Origin of the sequence: Acetobacter sp. AC2005, from assembly GCF_037901235.1 — a bacterium.
Classification (GTDB): domain Bacteria; phylum Pseudomonadota; class Alphaproteobacteria; order Acetobacterales; family Acetobacteraceae; genus Acetobacter; species Acetobacter oryzoeni.
This window is the reverse complement of record NZ_CP149625.1, coordinates 1,685,692-1,708,712: the sequence shown is the minus strand read 5'-3', so window position 1 is coordinate 1,708,712 and position 23,021 is coordinate 1,685,692. Positions and strand designations below refer to the sequence as shown.

The window sequence follows — 23,021 nt, the reverse complement described above, 5'->3', positions numbered from 1 at the left end:
TTTGGTGTGTATAAACAGAAAATAACACGCAGATGTCAAGTTTATACCGGTGAACTGCCTGAACACTTCTTACCCTTTGAACACAGGCCCGTCTGGCAGCAATTTGCCTGGATTGAGAATGTTCAGTGGATCCAACGTTGCTTTCAACGCCCGCATGACAGACAGAGCCCCTGCCCCATGCTCGGTTTCAAGAAACTCCAGTTTCCCCAAGCCCACACCGTGTTCACCACTGCATGAACCACCCATTGCCAAAGCACGTGCAACAATCTTGCGGTCAAGATCAAGCGCACGCGCATGCCCGGCATCGCTATCTTCTGTCATGATCAGGGTATGGAAATTGCCATCACCTACATGGCCCAAAATAGCAGCCTGCAAGCCGGAAGCTGCTATATCCTGCCGAACCCCATCTATCAGATCCGCAAGGCGTGAAATAGGCACAATACAATCCGTGCTGATCACACGTGCGGCTGGATCAACAGCTTTAGCTGCCCAGAACGCATTATGTCGCGCTTTCCAAAGGCGTGCACGCTCATCTGCCGTATCCGCCCACATAAAGCGCAGCCCGTTGTTTTCACGCGCGATCTCTTCCGTAACGCTTACCTGTTCACGCACAGATTCTGGTGCACCAGCAAATTCAAAAAACAGGGTTGTAAGAGGCTGCAAATCTGTGAGGCCAGAGTAGCTGATACTGGCAGCCATCTGCACTTCGTCCATCAGTTCCACACGGGCAATAGGCACGCCCATCTGGATAATCTCAATAGCCGTGCTGACAGCATCATGCAGATTTTCAAATTGGCAAATAGCAGCCGAAAGCTGTTCGGGAATACCATGCAGGCGCAACTGCACCTCTGTAATAATTCCTAACGTGCCTTCTGAACCGACAAACAAAGAAGTAAGATCATACCCTGTGGAAGACTTGCGTACACGCCCCCCAGTGCGAATAACCTCCCCATTCGCCAGAACTACTGTTAGCCCAAGCACATTTTCCTTCATGGTGCCGTAACGCACTGCAGCTGTGCCAGAAGCACGTGTAGCGCACATGCCTCCCAATGTTGCTTCACCATCCGGATCCACCGGAAAAAACAGCCCCGTATCCCGCAACTGCACATTCAAATCTTGCCGGGTAAGGCCTGCTTGCACACGGCAATCCAGATCCGCCGGGTTTACTTCCAACACCTCTGTCATACGGGAAAGATCAAGGCTGATGGCATGTTCTGGGGGCGTGACATGCCCTTCTACGGATGTACCTGCACCAAAGGCAACCACCGGAACCCGGTGATGGTGGCAGAGCTTAAGCACTTCAGATACATCAGCCGTGCTTTCAGCAAACACCACAGCCGTTGGCATGCGGGACACCTGCAAAGCCTCGCCATGGCTGTGGGCTTCACAAACAGATTCATTGCACGAAACACGTTCACCAAACTGCGCTTTCAGTTGCGCGAGCACAGCCTCAACCCGTTTGGCTGCATCTGCATGAGATAATGAAGTGCTTGTCATGCTCTATCCTGTTTTCCCGATAAATGGCGGTTAAAACCTGCAGGTAACAATGCCGCAAATATCAACGATGTAGTGTTGTATCTTAAATCAATAACGAGGTGAGATCACACGATGGCGTACAACCTCCCCAACAATAACAAGGGCCGGACTTTGTATCTGCTGTTCCGCCACCATATCTGGTAACGTTGCCAATGTGCCTTCGCATACTCTCTGCTCTGGCAAAGTACCTTTTTCTACCACCGCAACGGGCCAGTTTTCAGGCAATCCGTGCTTAACAAGCTGAGCACAAAGCTGGGAAAGCATTGTCAGCCCCATGTAAATCACTACTGTCTGATTTTTAAGGGCGATGGTTTCCCATTCCAGATGCAGCACGCCATCTGCGCGTGCATGTCCCGTAATAAATAGACATGCCTGTGCGCAATCACGATGTGTCAGCGGAATACCTGCATATGCGGCACATCCATTAGCTGCAGAAATACCGGGAACAATTCTGAAAGGCACGCCAGCCTCTACCAATGTTTCCAGCTCTTCCCCACCGCGGCCAAATATAAAAGGATCTCCACCCTTCAGGCGCAGAACCCGTTGGCCGGCTTGCGCACGACGTACAAGTTCATGATTGATATCTTCCTGCGGCAATGTATGGCGGTTGCGCTTTTTCCCTACAAAAACACGCTCAGCATCTCGCCGCACGTAATTCAGGATTTCTGGCCCTACCAAGTTATCATACAAAATAACATCGGCATCCTGCATAAGCCGCAAAGCCGCCAGAGTAAGCAGATCAGGATTACCCGGGCCGGCCCCTACCAACCAGACCTCGCCACGCGCAGCATTACCTATTTCCAATTCCTGCAGCTTCCGTGTGGCTTCAGCCGTATCTCGTGCCAGTGCTGCGCGTGCACCTTCCCCATCCAGAAAATGTTCCCACAATTGCCGACGAGCAGAGGTGTCTGGAATACGCTGGCGTAACTCATCCCGTATGGCAGACATAAAATCTGCCAGATGATGCAAACCTTCTGGCAAAACACGCTCGACCATTGTTCTGAGCCTACGTGCGAGTACAGGAGCTGCTCCTCCTGTGGAAATAGCAACCTGCACCTTCCCACGCGTAACCAGTGCTGGCGTAATAAATGTAGAAATAGCCGGATCATCTACAGCACAAACCGGCACGTTTTGCGCTTTGCAAAGAGTCGCAAGTGTTTGATTCAGATCCCGGTCATTCGTCGCTAAATAAACCAGACGGCAGCCAGCAAGCCGTGGCCGTAAATCCTGTTCAGAAGTATCCTGCGCAAGATGATGTATGGCACCTTTATCTACCAGCCGCTCAAGCTCTGGACACAAGAAAGCTGAAAGCACTTCAACACGCGCACCTGTGGAGACAAGAAGTTGCACCTTGCTGGCAGCAACATTTCCGCCACCCACAACAAGAACCCGCTCGCCTTCCATGCGAAACACAACGGGAAACCAACCTGTATTTTCTGACAAACCTTGCATAATGCCTCTGCAAGCAGTCTTCTGGCCCAGATGCAAGAGGCCAAACACCTTAAACGCAAAAAAGATTTCCAGAACCTGCTTTTACGCACAAAAACCACTATCATATTGAAGATGGCTGATAACTTCTAAGTACGCTCCTCAAACGTTTGAAGTGTTATAGTGTCTGTTGCTAGGTGCGACCCCATGACCCAACACTGGCGTTATTCTGAGGTGACGCACTCCTTATAATAATGCCATTTCCGCCACGTTTCATAATCCGTATCAGGCCAGAACGCGCACAAATTCAGCGCTTTGCCTGCATTTTCGTATCAAACAAGCAAACACTCTAAAGAATCCTCTTGTGTTAAAGATATTTTTCTCGTAGGAAGCCGCATCAGCCTCTTGTCCCGTTCGTCTAGAGGCCTAGGACACCGCCCTTTCACGGCGGCAACACGGGTTCGAATCCCGTACGGGACGCCACTTCTATGCGAAAACAAGAGGCTTCGGGCTTCGCTTTACATAGCTTGAGATACTCTGTTTTTATCAGTCTCCCCTTCTCTTCCACAAATACGAATTTCCTTATCATCAACCTCTACAAGGTTGACGATCCAGCGGAGATACTCCTTGCACATGGCAATGGAGCCATCATGAAGCTTCACCCGCAGGTTATGGGAAAAGCTCTCTAAAATGCCCCTCATTAGAAAAAATATTTTCGGTTAAACTGTGTAAGCTATTTTTTTACGGTACCAGACCAAGCCATTCTGAGGCTCCTGCTCATAAACAATATCGACCACTGAGGCGATAATGATTGTGTGTGTTTGTGTCTCAATCGTCTGCGCAATCATACAATCAAAAGATACGGTAGATCCGGCAAGCAGCGGTGCACCGCTGTTACGCTTATTCCATTTCGCAAGAGCGAACCGCTCAGTTTGAGTCAAAGAGCGATTACTAAAACCTGCACAGAGTGCTTCTTGCGAAGGGGCCAGTACATTAACGGAAAGACATTGATGAGCCAGAATATGGTCATGTGCTGTTGTGCTTTTATTGACACAGACAAGCAAGGTGGGTGGTGCATCAGAAACACTGCATACCGCAGTAGCTGTAAATCCATAGCAGCCATTTTCACCATCTGTTGCGATAATACAAATAGCACTAGGCACAAGAGACATACCATTACGAAACTTTTGAGAATCTACTGCAGGGAAAAGCGTTGTTTGTGACATGACATTTGTTTCCAATTATCAGAAATCAATCTGAACAGTGCCAAAATATTGCCTAGGGGCGCCTAAAACGACGGATTGGTAATCTCCAGACATGGGAAAGCCATTTTGCCCCATTGTGGAGATGTAGTGCTCGTTAGTAATATTATAAACATTAAAGCTTAATGATGCATGTTTGATAATATTCCCCACCTTTCCCTGATTAAACAGAGGCGTAAGGTCATATCTTGCGCCTACATTTGTCAGCCAATAAGCAGGCACTTTCTCATCCCCTGTATAGCTGAGGTTCCTGGTACCTATATATTGTGTATCAGCATGTATTTCGGCATCTCGCCATTTGTAGGAAATCTGACCTTTGTACATCAACCGCGGATAGGCAACCACCTGCTTGCCTTTTAACCCATCAGTTACGTTTCCAGAACTTGTGGTTTCTGTAACGTTATCTGAGTAAGTTGCATGATTATAACTAATGCTACTGGCAAGTTGCAGACCTTCCAATGGCCTTAGCACAAAGCCTGCATCTACGCCGTTCATGCTTACACCACCAACATTTTTGATAACAGTATATGGATTATTGGGATTTCCGGTTGAAATCTGTTGCAAGCGGTTAGAAAAATCTGTGTGATACGCATAAACATTCCCGGTAATAAGGTGGGATGTATAACGATACCCCACGGCGTAATTCCAATCAGTTTCTGATGTCAAACCGGCTTTAGATGCATCAAAGGCAGCTTGTGTTGTTGCAAAAGGCGAAGCTCCACTATTGTAACCTGCCACAGGTAAAACCTTCACATTATTGGCAACATCAAAATAAAACTGATGCCCCGGTAAAAAGCTCCATTGGCCGCTAATATGCGGCAGAAAGGGCTTGCTTGTGGTAATACCATCGCCACCGGCAATGGCATCTGTTCGGGTATAGGTAGTCCAGTTTGCCAACTGCCCTACGCGCGTTGTGTTGAGCACTGACCGAAAGCCAAAGTGGAATGCCAAATTAGACAGAGGATGATAAGTATCTTGCAGGTAAGCAACAAAAGTATTGGTATTAAAAACCTGCTCATATTCCCTCTGATAAGGAGATGTCAGGTGCATACCATCAACGGGTCGTGCATTACCCGAAAGAACGTCTTCTAACAAAGGTTCTTCATAAGCTCTTTTATCGGCAACAAATTTTGTGTTTTCGTACCAAACACCACCGTTAATTTCATTTTTGGCAATTGTGTATGTCAGAGAGGAAAGCAAACCAAATCTATTGGTACTTGGCATGGTAGCCTGCTCAACAAAAGGTGCGCCATTCGGAGATGAAATAAGCGGGCTTGTAACCGTTCCAACTTCCCACGAGCGATGACCATAAAAAGTAGAGTTCCAACGCAATCTATCTGTAAGCGCGAAATCAGCATTTACACCGCCAAAATATTGCCGCTGATTGCCCGCACCATCATAAAAAGAAGCCGTATATGGGCTAGAAAGATTTTGATAAGCAGCTGGCACACTGCCTCCAGGCATACCATTGGAGGCAAGAGCAAGACGGTATGCTGTTTCATAACCATTGGGTGTGCCTGCAAGATTATCAATATGATAGCCGCCGTGGCGGAACATATTCATACTGTAGTCCTGATAATTCTGCATTTCTTCATCAGCATAGTTGAAAAAAGCAGTTAGCTTGCTTTGCTCTCCAATAGGGTGCAGCAGCTTGGCATTCACCTGCTGCATGAACTGATTTTGTCCCCCGCGCCATTTATCTGTGTCATTCCGCATATAGGACACATAAAAACGTGTGCCTTGTTTATTTAGGTCACCACTATCTGCCCGCACAAAAGTATGAAACATGGAGTTGCTGCCAAAAGTTTGGCGCACTGTGCCCCCCGCTTTATGCGATGGATCTCGGGAAACAAACTGCACGGTTCCGCCCAGATTACTGATACTGGCTGCTCCTTCAGACCCCGCAGAAGCAGATACATCTAGCCGACTGATATTTTCGGAAGAAATAGCAGCAGACGGGCTAAGACCATTGGAATTGCTCCATAATTGTCCCCCTAAAGGCATGCCGTCTAATGTCATGCCAATCTGGGATTGGTCAAAACCGTGCATCAAAAAGGATTGTCCCCACAGGTTCAGGCCTTGAGGGTCCGCAGAGTTATACATGACGCCGGGAAGAGTAGTGAGCGCTTTTAAGGCGTTAGTACCAGGTGCATAATTCGCAATTGTAGAGGCCGAAACGGGGGTAACAACCCAGTTGGCTTGCCTTTGCCCCTGTATATTCACGTGCTCTACAGAATGTGCATCAACGGCTGTGATGGTTTTCCTTTTTTGTTGAGACGTAACGGTATTACGTATCGCCGCCGGAGAATGTTCAGCATCTAGCTTGCTTTGTGCATGAGCCAAGTTTTCTGCCCACAATACAGAGGATACAGCAAGCGCAGTTGTGGTGGCGTAGTGCCAAGCTCTTTTTGATTTCACTTTCGGCTCCAGAACATGGCATTTCACGTTAATTGTTCGTTGTTATGAGATTCATAAAACAATGACTCAGAATCGTTTATTAGAATGCATTTACAATTAAATACGAGTCAATATGATAAAATTATAAATTTCAGAATTATGTGCTTGTTTGTTTCGTAGAATATGCGCTTAATACGAATCATGAGAGTGATTCGTAGACATGGAGAACCTTCCATGTGATTCGGGAAAACCTCTTTTTGTGGAAAGAAAATTAGAAACAGAATGGCAGAACCATTCTGCGCAGGAGGTTTAAGGTGTTGAAGCGAAATAGATCTGTTGAGCAGGAGCGGAGCTCTGTTTTGTGGGAGGAGGCGTTTCCTCTACAATATCCGACAGAAATAAGTGGATATGCTGTACTGCTGGAAGATATTCGCCAACAGTCTGCCAAGGCTGAAGTTGAACGCGCACTCCCTTTTGAGGCGATCAAGCGACTAAAACAAAGTGGTTTTACTGCTTTACGCGTGCCTGCACAGTATGGCGGGCTTGGGCGGCCGCTGTCTGAATTCTTTTCTGCAGTTATTGATCTGGCAACAGCAGATTCAAATGTGGCACAGGCCCTGCGTGCACATTTTGGCTTTGTAGAACATCTGCTGTTTGAACAACCTTCCGCTTATACAGACCAATGGTTTAAGCGTGTCGGAAAAGGGGAAACAGCAGGAGCAGCCGCAGCCGAAAAAGGCACTGGGCGAGATCGCTTTGCCACCACGGTTTCCCGCAAGAATGAACATTTTGTGATCAATGGAAGTAAATTTTTCACAACCGGCTCTTTATATGCCGATTGGTTGACCGTTACAGCCTCTACACAGGATGGCCAGACAGTTAAATGCCTTGCATCTCGCCATGATCCTGGGTTGAACATTGTTGATGATTGGGATGGAATTGGCCAGCGATTAACAGCAAGTGGCACAGCGCATTTTCAAGATGTGCGAGTGCATGATGATATCTTGCGTTATGGCAATACCGAGTTCCCGTATTCTCAAGCATTTTTCCAACTTTATCACCTCGCAACAGTGGCGGGCATTACGCAAGCGGCCGCTTTGGATATTGCCGGGGCTGTAAAAAACAGAAAACGAGCCTTTAGCCACGCTAACCACGAATTACCTGCGCAAGACCCTCAGATTCTGGAAATTGTGGGACAGGTTGCGTCTGCCGCGCATGCAGCCAGATCTATTGTCAGACACGCAGCAGAAGCGCTGCAAGCTGCAGTAGATAAGAAAGATGAAGATAGAGGCCCCGATATTATCAAGGCAGAACTCGAAGTCTGGCAAGCTCAGGAAATTATCTTTCCGCTTACGTTAAATGCAACGTCTTTGTTGTTTGATGCCTTGGGAGGCACAGCAACATTGCGCAGCGCTGCACTAGATAGGTATTGGCGCAATATCCGTACAATTGGTTGCCATAATCCACGGGTCTATCGCACCAGAATTGTGGGGGATTACTTGGTAAACGGCAATCCACCGCCCGGCCAATGGCGCGTAGGGACTGTTTGAACGTCTGTTTTACCGTTTCTTATTTGGAAATCTCAGCATGGCTTATACCGCACAAAAAACAGATCCAATCATTCTCAATGCGTTTACCATGGCCACCGTATCACACCTCAATTACGGGCTATGGCGTCATCCACGGGATAGAACATATAGATACACAAGCGTTGAGTATTGGGTTGAACTTGCACGATCTCTAGAAACGTCTGGGTTTGACTGCCTGTTTATAGCCGATGCTCTAGGGCTTATTGATGTTTATGGTGCAAGTCCTGCGCCTTCTCTCAAGCATGGCATTCAGTCACCTTTAATTGATCCACTCCTGCTTGTTTCCGCAATGGCTGCGGCAACAAAAAAGCTGGGATTTGGCGTTACGCTTTCCACCACATACGAACATCCTTATCAAGCTGCGCGTAAGTTCAGCACATTGGATCACATCACCAATGGTCGCATTGGTTGGAACGTTGTCACGTCACAGCAAGAGAGTGCCGCGCGCAATCTTGGTCTTGGCCACCAAATAGCTCATGATGAGCGTTATAATCTTGCCAATGAGTTTATGGATGTGACTTACAAACTTTGGCAAGGATCTTGGGAAGATAACGCCGTTATCCGGAATACTGATCTGGAAAAAAGTATTTATACAGATCCATCCAAGGTACATTCCATTCAGCATAAAGGTAAGTATTTTACAGTGCCAGACGGGCATGTTGTACAACCCAGCCCGCAACGCGTGCCTGTAGTGTTACAAGCCGGCACGTCTGCCCGTGGTTCAGACTTTGCTGCCAAGCATGCCGAGATTGTCTTTGTTGTAGGAGCAGGCGCAAGTGGCGTGAGAGAAAATGTGCGCCGTATCCGTGCTCAGGCAGTTAAGTATGGAAGAAAACCAGAAAACATAAAATTTATTACAGCAGTTGCTGTTGTGACAGCAGAAACAGATGAAGCCGCATGGGAAAAGTTTGAAGAATATTATGGATATTATGATCCTATAGCATCAATTATCCATTATTCATCCATGACTGGTGTAGATTTTTCGCAAACGGCTCCTGACAATGTACTTCGTTACCAAAACACGGAAGCCAGCCAATCTGTTCTACGTCAATTTGATCCGCAAGTCAGTGGGCGCCAATGGACATTGGCTCAAGCCGCTAATCCGCAAAATGGATTTGGGCGCGCACGTACATTTATAGGTTCAGCCACAACCGTGGCGGATGATCTGGAACAGTGGTTGGATGAAACCGAGACTGACGGCATCAACTTGATTCAGCTCGTTAATCCAGAAAGCTTTGAAGATTTTGGTCGTCTGGTTATTCCAGAACTTAAAAAGCGCGGGCGTATTCGGCGCGATCAAGGAGCAACCTTAAGAGAAAGGTTGTTTCCTAATAACGAAAATGGTCGACCCTCAGCAGATCATCCGGCTGCACGCTATGCGTTTGATCAGAAAATTCCAGCCTGAAAGAAATAGTCTGATGGTGCAATCCTTACAACAAGCAGGAAAAACGCCACGTGATTTTGGCATGCAGTATCTGGGGCTTTTGTTTTTTATGATTGGAGATGGTGTGGAGGTTGGTTACCTGTCACCATTTCTGGTCTCCTCAGGCATAAGTGAGCATCAGGTAGCATTTATTTTTACGTTATATGGCTTTGCTGCTGCAATTTCTGCATGGGGCGCTGGATTGCTGTGCGAGTATGTGGGCTGCCGCAAGGTAATTATTGCAGGTGTGGTATTATGGGTGGTGCCACAAGTGCTTTTTTTGGCCTGGGCGCTGCCATCGCATACAACATGGGGTATCTTGCTTACATACAGTATCAGAGGGTTCGGATATCCTTTATTAGCATACGGTATTCTCACTCTTATTGTTAAAGAAGTAAGTGCAGCGCAAAGAGGTCTGGCTTCTGGCATTTTCTGGTTTTGCTTTACGTGTGGGCTGCCAACACTCGGCACTATTGTAGCTGCTGCAAGCTTACCGATACTAGGAGAATATCTTACTTTTTGGGTTGCACTAGGCGTTGTTATACTAGGTGGAAGCCTGAGTGTAATTGCTTTGCCCAATAACTCGGATCAGCCAAAGGCTTTATCTATACATCAGGATAGACATTTTTTGCAGTTTCTGAAGGACGGATACGCATATCCTTCTTTGCTGCTTGTATGCATTATTAGAGCAATTAATTCAGCAGCTACGCATGGTATTATTGTGTTCATGCCATTCTATTTTGTGCAAACGCTTGGATTATCAAATGAATTATGGATCCATTTTTTAGAAACCATTTTTGCCAGTAATATCATTTTTAACGTACTTTTAGGAGCCGTAAGTGATCGTTTGTCTTGGCGTGGAACTGTTTTGTGGGCTGGTGGCATAGGAAGCAGCTTTGCTTGCGCCCTGCTATATTGGGTGCCTGCCTTATATGGGCATAGCCATCCGTGGAGCGTGTACGTAGCCGCAATTCTGTTTGGCCTCACATTAGCCGGATATGTTCCGCTTTCAGCCTTAACGCCTTCCCTTTTACCAGAAAAGAAAGGGGTTGCTATGTCGTTCCTAAATCTGGGGGCGGGATGCAGTGTATGGTTGGGGCCTCTTATTGTTTATATTTTTCAGCCATTTGTTGGCGTTGCGGGCGTTATCCATATTTACGCATTTCTCTTTTTTGTAAGTGGCATTCTGGTGTCACTCATCAAGATCCCACAATCAGAAGGCAGGATCCTGCATAGCCAGAATTCTTCCTCAATATTCTCTCCTATGCAACTTTAACTAAGAGGAAAATACTGCAATGTCTGAAACACTCAATACAGAACATCTTGTTGCTGAAAAAGTTGGATCACGGTTAGGGGCTGTCCTTCATGGAATAGATGCGAAAAAAGATCTAACAGAAGATCAAAAAGAATTTTTAAATAAAGAACTTGTAAAAAATAAAGTTATTTTCCTAAAAAAACAGTTTTTGGATGATGCGCAACATGAACGTTTAAGCAGTGTATTTGGGGAACCTATTCTGCACCCAACAATCGCTCCGCCTCAAGGCACAAAATATACGTTTGAACTTAAATCTCGTTATGGGCGTTCAACAGATTCATGGCATACAGATGTTACGTTTATGACAAACTATCCAAAAGCCTCAATTTTGCGGGCTTTACATATTCCCCCATACGGAGGCACAACAATTTGGGCAAATACAGCAACCGCGTATGAGGCATTGCCTGCACCATTAAAAGCATTGGCAGATGCGGCTTGGGCCATTCATTCTAATGATTATGATACAAATTATTATAAATTTGATAGCCGAAAAGAAGAAATATCGGCTTTCAGAAAAGAATTTACATCTCAAATATATAAAACAGTACATCCTGTTGTAAGAGTCCATCCAGACAATGGAGAAAAAAGTCTGGTGTTAGGGCATTTTGTGATTGGATTGGATGGGTTTTCCACCAAAGACGCCAATGCACTTTTCGAAATTTTTCAGAATTATATAACAGAAATTGAAAATACTATTACCTGGAGATGGGAGCCTGGAGACGTGGCAATATGGGATAATCGTAGCACCCAACATTATGCTCCTGCAGATTTTGATCAACACCGCAGAGAATTAAGACGTATTACAGTGAAAGGAGACATACCTATAAGCGTAGATGGGAAAAAAAGTTATTATATTTAATTAAATAAATAGCTCTATACCAATTGTATAGAGCTATTTATTCCTGTGAGCACACACCTACATAATATTTTAAACATTTATATAAAAACATTTCTCCCATCTCATCATAATAAATAAAATTTATAATAAAATACCTCCAAAAAAGAAATCATCTTATCTAATACCTAGAGCACCGCCCACTGACGTAATAGATTATGATATGTTGCCGTCAGGCCAAGAACTGCAGAATGATCATCAGGAAGTTGTTTCCTGACATCTATTATTGACTGATCAAACTGGTACAAAAGCGTACGCTGTGTATCATCTGCCACCATAGATTGAGACCAGAAAAAAGAGGCCCAACGGCTGCCACGCGTTACCTTTTCCACACTATGTAAGCTTGTAGAAGGATAGATAACCATATCCCCTGCCGGACAACGAATTTTTTGAACACCATACGTATCCTGTACAATAAGTTCTCCTCCATCATACTCATCCAAGCCACTTAGAAACAATGTAGAAGAAACATCCGTACGAATACGAAAACCTGTACCAGGCAAATGACGAATGGCGTTATCTACATGCGTATGAAAACACATTCCTTCATCATACCGGTTAAACAAAGGTGGAAAAACACGTAACGGCAATACTGCACTGTTAAACGTCGGATTACGCCCCAACGCTTGCAGAATGATTTCCCCCAGTTCTTGGCTTTCTGCACTTTCTTGCGGGATCTGAAGATTAAACTTTGCTTTTGCAGATTGATCTCCCGCAGTAACCTTACCATCAACCCATTGCGATTTTTCCAGTGTCTTACGGCAATAAGCAATTTCTTCAGAAGTCAGAATGTTGGGAATGTGAACAAGCATAATAGGTCTTACCGTTCAGCTAGGTTTTACATCAGAATGTTTATGATTATTACCTGAATGCTGAGGCAAAATTTTCAGCAACACGTCTGAAGCAGACTTACCTGATCGTGAAGCAATCTCATCCAGTGTTTCTGATGTAGAATGTACCATATAACCATCTCGCGTTAAACGCGCACCCAATTCATCTGGCGATACATGAAGTAAAGGGGCCAGATCTATAAGCGGAGCATGCGTTAAAACAGGAAAAACTCGGGCAGCCGGATTTCCTCCCTTATGGCCTGTCGTTAGCATAAAAGCTCCTGCTGCCACTAAAGACGCCATACATGCAAATATCATTGTCTTATTACGGAAATAGAGCAAAAACTGAGACCAGTTGCGCCACATATGCATAAAAAAAGGCAGCAACAATACCATGCTGAGCCATGTATGCATGGAGTGGAACATCCCTGGCATCCAATGAAAAAACAGGGCTGTTCCAGAAACAGCTGAAACAATAAACAAGCCGGTGATCAACGGAGTAGAATATTTTTTATAACGATATTCATGGAAACCATACCCTGTTAAAACAAGAATAATATTCAAACCCAGCGTGCATTCTAAGCACTCTTACAAGAATGGAAGAAGCGCTCTTTTGCTCTTTTGCTCTTTCTACAATTTTGCAAAAACGCGCATCTTCCACACCGTAAAATAGTTTTTCTATTGCCTGAAAAACATCCTCAAACCCAAGATCAAGAGCCCCTTCAAGGCACATCAAGGCGGCATCCCTCTCTCCATACAAAAGGTGGTAACGCGCCATATTTAAATAGCCCCAACAATCTCCAGAATTTATGGCTGCTCTAAAAAAATCAATGGATTTTCCACGATCAATTTCAGGAATAAGCCCATCCTCAATAATAAGACCAAGCATGTTAAACGCTTTAGAAACGCCATGCTGTGCAGACATAACATACAAATTATATGCCGTTTGCGTATCCTTTTTTACGCCCTTACCTGCCAAATAAAGGTCTGCCAGATTAAACATGGCCCACCCTTCCCCCATGCTCGCTGCATGAGAGAAATACATTGCCGCAGCTGATGCATTACACGGAACACCCCAACCGCGCTCATACGCACGCCCAAGCATGTTTAACGCACGAGGGTCTCCCGATCGTGCTGCAACTTCAAACATATTAAATGCATCTGAAAATTTACCATTATTCAGATAAATCTGCCCAAGCATGAGTTGCACATTCACTGTGGAAACAGAATGACATGCTTTGTCTTCCGGGAAATCTTTATCAAGCGTACCAACACCTGTAACTGGTTTCATAATTTGCACCACAAAAACAAAGCATGCATCATAAGTTTTTTATATTTTTTGATATATTATTAGAATGTCACACCAATGTTTCCTATAAAGTACCGGCCAGATGCAGGAACAACGCGTGAGCCAGAGAATGAAGAAGCATAATTCAACTTATTTGTGATGTTGTTGGCATTAAACGAGACACGATAATGCTTGTAATCCCAAGACAACATCCCATTCAGTAGGAACGTATTGGGAATACGTGCCGTATTGGCCGTATCTGGACCTGCCCAATAACCAGATGAATATTGTACGCCACCACCAATTTTTAACGTGCCCCATTCAGGATTCAACAATTGTCTGGAAAGATCATACGAGCTCCAAACAGACATTGTATTATGTGGCACCTGTGGAGCAGTTTTCCCGTTATCTCCGGTGCTACTATGGGTTACACGCCCATCCATATAGGAATAAGATGCAAACACCTGCCAATCTCGTGTAAGCTTGCCATTGGCGCTTAATTCCACACCACGGATGCGTCGGCCGCTTCCTGAATCTGCAAACCCTGTTTCCATATCACCGTTTACATCATAGTAACGAGAATTATTTTCACTGATCTGGAAGAAAGAAACGGTTGTTCCCAGCCGTTTATGTAGAAAATCCGCCTTACTACCAAACTCAAACAAATCACTCCGCTGCGGTGAAAGATTCACACCTTTCTGCGCAACATCCCCTGCTTGTGGCTTGATTGTAACCAGAGAGGACACATCGGTTCCCACTGGCTTATAGGAACGTGCAAACGTAAAGTAGAAAGAGGCATTTTTTAAAGGAGAATACATAATGCTGGCAGATGGACTCCAGCGATCAGATTTCTGCTCTGCACGGCCCTGCGCAGCCTTGGAGCGCGCGTAATATGTGCTGCTGAAGGAATCCCAACGACCGGTTCCAAAAAGAGAAAGCTGTTTGGTTAACTGAATACGGTCAGAAAAGAACAACCCAACATCTCTGGCATTTGCATTCCCATACCCAGAAGATGGAAAACTAACTGACGTGCCAGAATAAGCATATTGTGGATTACGAATGGTCTGATTATTCACTCGGTTGGTAAAGCTACCAGGCCAACGGGAATCACTCGCATAGTTTACATCTACACCAGCTTTAATGTCGTGATGCACAAAGCCTGTTTTAAACTGTGAACGTCCCATCAGGATATTTTGCACACCCCAGCCTTCCTGACGGTAAGCAGCGCCACCACCGGCACCATAAGGCAATGCATAATTACCACCAGCCAGAAATGCTGTTGCGCAAGCACCGGAACATGCAGCAGGCGTTGTAGCAGTATAATCACGATTATACAGGCTTAAACGTGTATCATTCGTGAGCGTAAACCAGCGCGAAATCTCGGATTTAAGAGAAGATGTCAAAGAATGAATGTTGGAGCGGTCAAAATCGAAATTACGTGTATAGCTGGTGTTTCGAGACAGACCATATTCTGTAATAGGACGGTAAATCCCATTCACCTGGATCATACTTACACCGTAATCGGGTTTGCTATCACTGTTTAGCCACTGCCACGTTAAATGCCAGGATGTTTTGCTACGCAAGCCAACGCCAAAATCAACCGCAGCACCGTACCTATTTGAGGTTACATTATTACGATCAACGACATCCTGTTTATTGAACATTCCGTTGATACGAATGGCCATATCATCATTGATCTGATAATTGATGTCCCCTACCCCACGGAAGAGCGGGCCACTCCCAAAGGACTGGTCATAACTGTAACTGTTACCCGCATGTGCATGCTTCTGGCTTTGGTTAATAACCCCACCAACATTGCTTGCACCAAAATATTCGCCTGATGGTCCCTTAATAACTTCAACACTTTCCGTGTTGAAAACATCTCGGGTATATGTGCCAAAATCACGCAGGCCATCGGTATAAATATCCTGCCTGGCCTGCAGGCCACGGATACGAAACTGATCACCATTCAGGCCCCCAGCTCCCTCCCCTGTTGAAAGCGTAATGCCCGGAACATTGCTCAGCGCCTGATCCAGCGTGAAAGCACGCTGCTGCTTCATGAGCTCCTGTGGCACGACGTTAATGGTTTGAGGGGTATCACGCACGGAAGCAGGCATACGTGAAATATTCAGTATCTTACTGTTGGTATTCCCTGCCTCATAAGATTCATTTTTAGATTCAGCATGTCCTCCCACCCGCACTGCGGAAAGTTTAATAGATGTATCGGATGAGGAAGGCTGAGGTGGTTGCGCCGCATCTTCTGCCTGCGCTTTGCTTTCTGTAACACCCAACCCAACAGATACACCCAAGGCAACAGCCACACGCAGGCCCTTGCCTTGTGAACTCGGGTGAGACAACTCTGATCGACTCATTTGCCGCACTCCTGATGAACCCTAGTTTCTGGTTCACCTTACTAGATAATAGGGACGAAACGGCTACCTGATAATCATTCTCATCTTACGAAGCAAATGATTATCAATATCATATATTATCAAATTGCATGGGGTGTGCTTTTGTCGCAACAGATTGTTAATGACCAAAGATTGCCTGCAAACCAGACTTTGTAAAATAAATTTTAATTTTTCAATATGTTAGAAAGACATCTGCATTTAGAAAGGATCTTTGAGCAAATGATCCATACCGGGTATTTGCAAAATATTAAGATATTCACGCTTAGATGATAGTGATTCGCACTTGCGTATCGATAACCGCTTTGTTATCTGCTGCTTGAGATATGCCTCGCGTGAGAAAGCATAAGGCACCTGTTTTCCAATTACGCCATCGGTTGTTCCTTACAGGTTCTCCTGCGTATCACTTCATTATATGTATTGTGAAAGTACTTGGTATCTTATGCCCTCATCAGAATCATCTCTTCAGATCCCCCTTTCTTTTTCTCCATGGGAGATGTTCCTGAATGCGGGTTCTGTTGTGCAATGTGTCATGGCACTTCTTGCGCTTGCCTCGCTTCTGACATGGACCATCTTTATCGCCAAATCTGTTGAGTTTTTGAGTATTCGTAAAAAACTGAGAACAGCAGAAAAAACTCTGGAAGAAGCCGGCACATTAGCTTTGGGTGAAAAAGGCACACGCCAAAACAGCATTGCGCACACACTGGTTATGGCAGCAGAAACTGAAAAAGCCGTTTCGCACGACATTCCTAATGACAACGAAGGCCTTAAGGAACGTATTGTTTTACACCTTGAGCGCCTGGAAGCAGCAGAGGGGCGTCGGCTCATGCGCGGCACAGGCCTATTGGCCACCATTGGTGCAACATCACCTTTTATTGGGCTGTTCGGCACTGTGTGGGGAATTATGACATCCTTTACAGGTATTGCTGCCAGCAAAGCCACCAGCCTCGCTGTGGTGGCTCCTGGCATTGCAGAAGCCTTGTTAGCCACCGCGCTCGGGCTTGTAGCTGCTATTCCTGCGGTGGTTATCTATAATCATCTTGCACGCCAATCTGCGTCCTGCAGAGCACAAGTGGCGGATCTGACATCCCTTGTCATGCGATTGGTTTCTCGTGATCTGAGCCGAGCGCATATCTTTACAACCAGTGCTCAGATTACCCCTTTTAATGTCAACCGCATGGCTGGGGAATAAGCCATATGCGCCGTATCCAGCATGCAGATGAAAATCCACACGAAGCAAGTGAGATCAATGTAACGCCGTTCATTGATGTTATGTTGGTGCTTTTAGTAATCTTTATGGTTACGGCCCCGCTCACCACAGTCAACGTACCTGTAGATCTGCCTTCATCAACAGAAAAACCGGCACCACGCCCTGAAAATCCTGTTTTTCTAACAGTAAAAGCTGATCATGCACTAGCACTTGGTGAAGATAATGTATCGGCTGAGAACCTACCCCAAGCGTTAGAAACAGCGACCAAGGGAAACAAAGATGAACGTATTTTCCTGCGTGCTGACAAAACGGTAGATTACGGAACACTCATGAGTGTGATGGATAAGCTTCGCTCTGCTGGTTATCTCAAGGTTGCTCTTGTTAATTTGCAAGGACAAGAAGAGGGATCTGCCCCAGCGGCAAAGGCCGAGCCATGAGCACAACAACATATAAAAATGTAGCAGAAAACGTGCCCTCAACAGCTTTTTCTGATTGGAAGATTCAACAAATACGAAAAGCTCGGCAAGAAGATACCTTCCGTTGGGGCATATCTTTTTTAATTGTCGTGGCGACAACCGGCGCCGCCGCTTTATCTTTCCTGTACATGCCGCATACAGCCCCTGCCATACCTGAGCCTCCGCCAGCGGCTATTGCTATTGATATGGCACCAGAACCTGTTGCAACCCCTTCTCCGCCTACAGATGCGCCGCTCGGCCCTCAGCAAACAATTTCAGAATCAGATCCATCTCCCGTTGATCCCGCTAAGTTGGAAGCCCCTCCTGCGCCAGCTCCACACCCACCTATCCCTGTTCCCAAACTTGAAAAACCACATAAAATTGTGAAAAAGCAGAAGCCTACAGTAAATCTTAAAAAACCAGTTCCTGACAAAACACCACCGGCTGAAAAAACAACGGCTCCTCCCACCTCCAAAGCACCACCGGCTCAAACGCAGGCTGCACCTGTTGAAGGATCGTCTTCCTCTCATGCTTCCCTGAGTCCCGCCACATGGCAAGGAGCTTTACTGGCTCGTCTAGAAAAATATAAACGTTACCCGGCAGAAGCGATGTCGACTCATCAGGAAGGAACTCCAAAACTACATTTTACTATGGACCGAAAAGGACATGTGCTTTCTGCCCATATCGAAAAAAGCTCTGGCTACTCATTGTTAGATGGTGAAGCCTTGGCACTTGTACGACGTGCCGAACCCTTACCTAGCCCACCCGATAGTGTGGCAGGTGCTTCTATTACACTCACCGTGCCAATCGAATTTTATATGGAACAAGAACGGGATTAAAAAGTCATTTTATATTAGTGATATCTTTAATATATCACAAAAAATTCTTTCCCTTCATATTATTTTTTGACGCAAGAGCGCCCATTCTGCCTCTACGCTATCTGCAACGCGCCGTGCCACAGCAGATAAAGGCCGTGCACGATCATGCGCCAGCGCCAACCGTAAAGGAGGAACATGTGCTCCTGCTAAGGGCGTAAAAGCCATTTCTCCACTCTGGACCTCATCCATCACATCCAGATAGCTGAGAATGGTGATACCCAAGCCTGCCTTCACCAAAGACTTTATCATCTGCACATTATTAGCCCCAGAAATCACATTCGGATTGACCATTGTGTCTGCTTCCAGTTTTGCAAAAACAGATGCGAGCGCCAATGGCTCTTCTGGCACAATAACAGGATATTCAGCACATATTGAGAACCGAGCAGAAGATTGCTGAGTGACTGGATGCTTGGGTAGGCTTACTACCCCTAACGGGAAAGAAAGCATGGAACGCACCTGCAGGTCTCGCAAATCTGCTGGATCTAACAGAAATGCCAAATCTCCCTCCCCTGCAAAAAGACGCTCTCCCAACTCTGCATTGTCGTGAATATGAATATTCAGAATAATTCCGGGGTATTGTTCTTTAAGGCGCGCAGCAATGCTGGGTAAAAATACACGCGCCAAAGCCTCCGGGGCCAAAATATCTATGCGCCCACGGCGCATTCCCTTTAGATCATCAATCTGACGGTTAAGGCTTTCAAAATCCTTCGCCCACCGGCTGGCATGCGCATAAAATAACTCTCCCACCGCAGTTAAACGCATGCCGGAAGAAAGGCGCTCAAATAGCGGTGTTTGAAGGGCCTGCTCACCTAACAAAATATGTCTATCAATGGCAGAAGCCGCAATATGCAGGTCTTCCGATGCTTTGCGGATAGAGCCATGCCGTGCCACGGCCAAAAAATAGATCAGAAAGCGCGAAAATGGGTTCATCTGTCTGTTCTCAGTTTGAGAATGCATACTGCATGAAATAGATATATCCGATAATATATGCTTGATGAAACACTGTCTCTTAAAGGAACGGGAAACCTTTCCCATTTAGGAGATTAAGCTGTGACACCACCAGCCTGCGCCCGCACTACCGATACCAAACTCCCCCGCGAGCTCAGTTTTGATGCTGATGACTGGCTTATTCTTGCCTCTTACTGGCACCCCATTGCCCTTGTGCGTGAAGTAGAAGACAAACCATTAGGTGTAACACTGCTTGATACGCCGTTGGTTGTTTATCGGGCAGGTGAAGAAATTGTTGCAGCAGATGATCTGTGTCCCCATCGTGGTGTGCCCCTCAGCATGGGCAAGGGTAACGGCCAAACAGTTGCCTGCGCCTATCACGGCTTCCAGTTTGGTCATCAAGGCCGGTGTGTGCGTGTTCCTGCCCACCCGGATAGCGCCATTCCCTCCCGCCTGAACTTACACACTTACCCTGCCGTAGAACGGTATGGCTTAATCTGGACGTGCCTGCGCCCACAGGCCGATGGAGATATCTCGATTCCATCCATGCCTCATTGGGATGAAGCTGATTTTCAACAAATCAACTGCCCTTGGATAGACATTGCCGGTTTTGCCGGACGGCAGGTTGAAGGCTTTATAGATGTTGCCCATTTTGCATTTGTGCATACAGAAACTTTTGCAGACCCGAACAACCCTGTTGTGCCAGCTTACATGCCCAAAATGACACCATATGGGTTTGAAGCAGAATACCGTAGCTATGTAGGCAACTATCCTATTGGGCAATCAGAACGCGGACGGCCAGATTTTGAATGGCTTCGCCATTTTCGGGTGCATGTTCCTTTCACCGCCACGCTGGAAATTCACTTTCCCGATAACGGTAGGCTGGTCATCATGAATGCGGCTTCTCCTGTTTCTGCCAAAAAAACACGTATGTTTGCCCCTATGTGCCGTAACTTTGATACCGATCTGCCTTTGCAGGATGTTTATGATTTCAATCTGAAAGTCTTTGAAGAAGACCGCGCCTTGGTAGAAGCCCAGAAACCCGAAAACCTGCCACTTGACCCTTCATTGGAAGTGCATGTGGTGGCAGACCGCAGTTCCATTGCCTATCGGCGCGCCTTACGCAACATCGGCTTAAGCCAGTTTTTTACCGCCTGAAAAATTAAAAAATCACAGTTCCCCTTCTTACATGAAAGTTGTGCTGAGATTACTCAGCCACTTTCATGTGAGTTGAGAGAACCACATGACTCTTATCCAACACCCACACATATAGAGCCTGCCCACCCGACATTTCTAACATTCAAAATAAAAATATGGTCAAACTCCGTATCATTACATTCATGTAATTACATTGATATAACCCAGAATCTTCAACCTGAATATTCACCTTACGCAGTGCCTGAACCTAGAAAACTCAAGAAAAAGAGATATACCCTCTCTTCCCAAACGATATAAACACGCGTTACCTTACGTGAGTCTGCGCGTATATTCTTGATATAACACTATATATTTCATCAGGATGCACCACAGGCACAAAAACAAGAACAGAAAGTTTTTAGGCGTGCTTCCATCATCTGCTCCCCTTTCCAGTTCACACCAACGCTTCCTTTACCTTCAGGTTCTGGTGGCTGTGGGTGCAGGCATTGCCGTGGGTGCAATGTTTCCCTCTGTTGCCACTGCGCTTAAACCGCTGGGAGATGGGTTTGTTAAACTTATCAAAATGGTCATTGCACCTGTTATTTTTCTAACAGTGTGCACAGGCATTGCAGGCATGGCGGACCTTAAGCAAACAGGCCGCGTAGCAGGCAAAGCCATGCTATATTTTTTGTGCTTTTCCACTTTGGCACTGGCAATTGGCATGCTTGTAGCCAACGTTCTGCAACCCGGTGCCGGGCTGCATATTCGCCCGGAAAGCCTTGATACAAGTTCTGTTACACAGTTTGTAAGTGCTGCTGCACAACATCACTCTTTTTCAGATTTTTTGCTCCAAATCATTCCCTCCACCACCGCCGGTGCATTTACATCTGGTGAAATTTTACAGGTTCTGCTGGTTGCCATCCTGTTTGGCATCAGTCTGGCCAAAATGGGTAAGGCGGGTGAAACTGTCCTCAACCTGTTTTATAGCCTGACAGAATTGGTTTTTGGGGTGGTGCGTCTGGTAATGTATCTGGCCCCTATTGGCGCTTTTGGTGCCATGGCCTTTACCGTTGGTAAATTTGGCCTGCATTCCATTCTGCACCTTCTTGCCTTGGTGCTGACATTTTACCTCACTGCCATTCTGTTTGTAGGCGTTGTTTTGGGTATTGTGGCAAGGTTGGCTGGATTTAGCATTCTGCGGCTGTTGGTCTTTTTAAAAGAAGAGCTGCTCATTGTGCTGGGCACGAGTTCTTCCGAATCTGCCCTACCTGGCCTGATTGCCAAATTGGAACGGGCTGGCTGTTCCCAAGGAATTGTAGGGCTGGTTGTGCCCATGGGCTATTCCTTTAACCTGGACGGTACCAACATTTACATGACACTTGCCGCACTGTTTATTGCGCAGGCTACTGATGTACACCTTAGCTTTCAGGAACAGCTTGCCCTGCTTCTGGTTGCCATGGTGAGTTCTAAAGGTGCTGCCGGTGTGACAGGGGCAGGCTTTATCACTCTGGCTGCCACTCTTTCTGTTGTGCCCAGTGTACCTGTCGGTGGTATGGCCCTTATTCTGGGGATTGACCGTTTTATGTCTGAATGTCGTTCTCTCACCAATCTGGTTGGTAACGCTGTTGCTGCGATTGTTGTCTCTCGCTGGGAAAATGCGCTGGACGATGCACAACTTCAGGACGCCTTACACACACGGCCACAAATTACAAAAGCACCATCAGCTTAATTGTTATTTTCCGTAGAAAGCTCTCTGCTAGCTTTCTACGGATTTCCTTTATGCGTGTTTTAGAATCATTCCTGTTGTAACAACATAACTTTGTAAACTTTTGCTTGAACATTCGTTATAACAGAAAAAATCTCTTGAATCTTTCTGCGTGTAATTTAATTACTATATTCCGTAACAATAAAAACAAAAACAAACGCGGAAATGGGAAAATGTTTGCAGAAATTACAAAATCCATTTTTTAAAGAGAAAGCTGCCAGTCACCCTTCTCTTTAGTCTCTGTATTTCTTTCCCCC

General features: G+C 45.9%; 18 protein-coding genes, 1 tRNA gene and 1 pseudogene. 10 read left to right on the top strand and 10 right to left on the bottom strand.

Going from position 1 to position 23,021, the window contains the following annotated elements:
• Positions 1 to 69: 69 nt before the first annotated feature.
• Together QQM41_RS08255 and cysG are read right to left on the bottom strand one after the other, a co-directional pair.
• Complete coding sequence (locus QQM41_RS08255) at positions 70 to 1,497, bottom strand: FAD-linked oxidase C-terminal domain-containing protein (RefSeq protein ID WP_339076822.1); 1,428 nt, start codon at positions 1,495 to 1,497, stop codon at positions 70 to 72.
• 87 nt (positions 1,498 to 1,584) lie between these two features.
• Complete coding sequence (cysG, locus tag QQM41_RS08250; RefSeq protein ID WP_339076821.1) at positions 1,585 to 2,988, bottom strand: siroheme synthase CysG; 1,404 nt, start codon at positions 2,986 to 2,988, stop codon at positions 1,585 to 1,587.
• A gap of 383 nt (positions 2,989 to 3,371) precedes the next feature.
• Here cysG and QQM41_RS08245 point away from each other — a divergent pair.
• Positions 3,372 to 3,447, top strand: a tRNA-Glu gene (locus tag QQM41_RS08245).
• A 236-nt stretch (positions 3,448 to 3,683) separates the two neighbouring features.
• Here the strand turns inward: QQM41_RS08245 and QQM41_RS08240 are convergent.
• The 3 genes and pseudogenes from QQM41_RS08240 to QQM41_RS08230 all read right to left on the bottom strand — a co-directional run.
• A complete protein-coding gene (locus QQM41_RS08240; protein WP_339076820.1) occupies positions 3,684 to 4,190 on the bottom strand; it encodes a flavin reductase in 507 nt (168 codons plus the stop codon).
• Between the two features lie 18 nt (positions 4,191 to 4,208).
• Positions 4,209 to 6,086 carry a TonB-dependent receptor gene (locus QQM41_RS08235; RefSeq protein ID WP_339078090.1) on the bottom strand — a complete coding sequence of 626 codons (1,878 nt, stop codon included), beginning with the start codon at positions 6,084 to 6,086 and terminating at the stop codon, positions 4,209 to 4,211.
• 51 nt (positions 6,087 to 6,137) lie between these two features.
• Positions 6,138 to 6,449 (bottom strand): annotated as a pseudogene (locus tag QQM41_RS08230) (TonB-dependent receptor plug domain-containing protein); the annotation flags it as partial.
• Positions 6,450 to 6,940: 491 nt separating this feature from the next.
• On the opposite strand from QQM41_RS08230, the gene QQM41_RS08225 reads away from it, so the two are divergent.
• The 4 genes from QQM41_RS08225 to QQM41_RS08210 are packed head-to-tail and all read left to right on the top strand — an operon-like array spanning position 6,941 to position 11,809.
• On the top strand, positions 6,941 to 8,173 hold the full coding sequence (locus QQM41_RS08225; protein WP_339076819.1) for an acyl-CoA dehydrogenase family protein: 1,233 nt from the start codon (positions 6,941 to 6,943) through the stop codon (positions 8,171 to 8,173).
• Between the two features lie 37 nt (positions 8,174 to 8,210).
• Positions 8,211 to 9,617 (top strand): LLM class flavin-dependent oxidoreductase, encoded by a 1,407-nt coding sequence (locus QQM41_RS08220; RefSeq protein ID WP_339076818.1) that lies wholly within the window; start codon positions 8,211 to 8,213, stop codon positions 9,615 to 9,617.
• Positions 9,589 to 10,911, top strand: a complete 1,323-nt coding sequence (locus QQM41_RS08215; RefSeq protein ID WP_339076817.1) for an MFS transporter — start codon at positions 9,589 to 9,591, stop codon at positions 10,909 to 10,911. The genes QQM41_RS08220 and QQM41_RS08215 overlap by 29 nt, the downstream gene beginning before the upstream one ends.
• Before the next feature lie 19 nt (positions 10,912 to 10,930).
• Positions 10,931 to 11,809 (top strand): TauD/TfdA family dioxygenase, encoded by an 879-nt coding sequence (locus QQM41_RS08210; protein ID WP_339076816.1) that lies wholly within the window; start codon positions 10,931 to 10,933, stop codon positions 11,807 to 11,809.
• Positions 11,810 to 11,973: 164 nt separating this feature from the next.
• Here the strand turns inward: QQM41_RS08210 and QQM41_RS08205 are convergent, their stop codons facing one another.
• From QQM41_RS08205 to QQM41_RS08190, 4 genes are read right to left on the bottom strand one after another with little or no spacing between them, the layout of a single operon-like run.
• Positions 11,974 to 12,657, bottom strand: a complete 684-nt coding sequence (locus tag QQM41_RS08205) for a Fe2+-dependent dioxygenase (RefSeq protein WP_339076815.1) — start codon at positions 12,655 to 12,657, stop codon at positions 11,974 to 11,976.
• Positions 12,658 to 12,672: 15 nt separating this feature from the next.
• Positions 12,673 to 13,239, bottom strand: coding sequence for a hypothetical protein (locus QQM41_RS08200; RefSeq protein WP_339076814.1), 567 nt, complete (start codon positions 13,237 to 13,239; stop codon positions 12,673 to 12,675).
• Positions 13,199 to 13,966 (bottom strand): tetratricopeptide repeat protein, encoded by a 768-nt coding sequence (locus QQM41_RS08195; RefSeq protein WP_339076813.1) that lies wholly within the window; start codon positions 13,964 to 13,966, stop codon positions 13,199 to 13,201. The genes QQM41_RS08200 and QQM41_RS08195 overlap by 41 nt, the downstream gene beginning before the upstream one ends.
• Positions 13,967 to 14,025: 59 nt before the next feature.
• Positions 14,026 to 16,335 carry a TonB-dependent receptor domain-containing protein gene (locus QQM41_RS08190; protein ID WP_339076812.1) on the bottom strand — a complete coding sequence of 770 codons (2,310 nt, stop codon included), beginning with the start codon at positions 16,333 to 16,335 and terminating at the stop codon, positions 14,026 to 14,028.
• Between the two features lie 451 nt (positions 16,336 to 16,786).
• On the opposite strand from QQM41_RS08190, the gene exbB reads away from it, so the two are divergent.
• Genes exbB through QQM41_RS08175 form a run of 3 tightly spaced genes read left to right on the top strand, consistent with a single transcriptional unit; the run spans position 16,787 to position 18,875 of the window.
• Positions 16,787 to 17,563 (top strand): tonB-system energizer ExbB, encoded by a 777-nt coding sequence (gene exbB / locus QQM41_RS08185; protein WP_339076811.1) that lies wholly within the window; start codon positions 16,787 to 16,789, stop codon positions 17,561 to 17,563.
• A 5-nt stretch (positions 17,564 to 17,568) separates the two neighbouring features.
• Positions 17,569 to 18,018 (top strand): TonB system transport protein ExbD, encoded by a 450-nt coding sequence (gene exbD, locus QQM41_RS08180; protein ID WP_087651761.1) that lies wholly within the window; start codon positions 17,569 to 17,571, stop codon positions 18,016 to 18,018.
• The gene (locus QQM41_RS08175; protein ID WP_339076810.1) at positions 18,015 to 18,875 is read left to right on the top strand and encodes an energy transducer TonB; all 861 of its coding nucleotides are present in this window, start codon (positions 18,015 to 18,017) and stop codon (positions 18,873 to 18,875) included. The genes exbD and QQM41_RS08175 overlap by 4 nt, the downstream gene beginning before the upstream one ends.
• A gap of 54 nt (positions 18,876 to 18,929) precedes the next feature.
• Here QQM41_RS08175 and QQM41_RS08170 read toward each other — a convergent pair whose 3' ends face one another.
• Positions 18,930 to 19,871, bottom strand: coding sequence for a LysR family transcriptional regulator (locus QQM41_RS08170; RefSeq protein ID WP_339076809.1), 942 nt, complete (start codon positions 19,869 to 19,871; stop codon positions 18,930 to 18,932).
• A 93-nt stretch (positions 19,872 to 19,964) separates the two neighbouring features.
• On the opposite strand from QQM41_RS08170, the gene QQM41_RS08165 reads away from it, so the two are divergent.
• Together QQM41_RS08165 and QQM41_RS08160 are read left to right on the top strand one after the other, a co-directional pair.
• Positions 19,965 to 21,020, top strand: a complete 1,056-nt coding sequence (locus tag QQM41_RS08165; RefSeq protein ID WP_339076808.1) for an aromatic ring-hydroxylating dioxygenase subunit alpha — start codon at positions 19,965 to 19,967, stop codon at positions 21,018 to 21,020.
• Between the two features lie 403 nt (positions 21,021 to 21,423).
• Positions 21,424 to 22,728 carry a dicarboxylate/amino acid:cation symporter gene (locus QQM41_RS08160; RefSeq protein ID WP_339076807.1) on the top strand — a complete coding sequence of 435 codons (1,305 nt, stop codon included), beginning with the start codon at positions 21,424 to 21,426 and terminating at the stop codon, positions 22,726 to 22,728.
• Positions 22,729 to 23,021 lie beyond the last annotated feature (293 nt).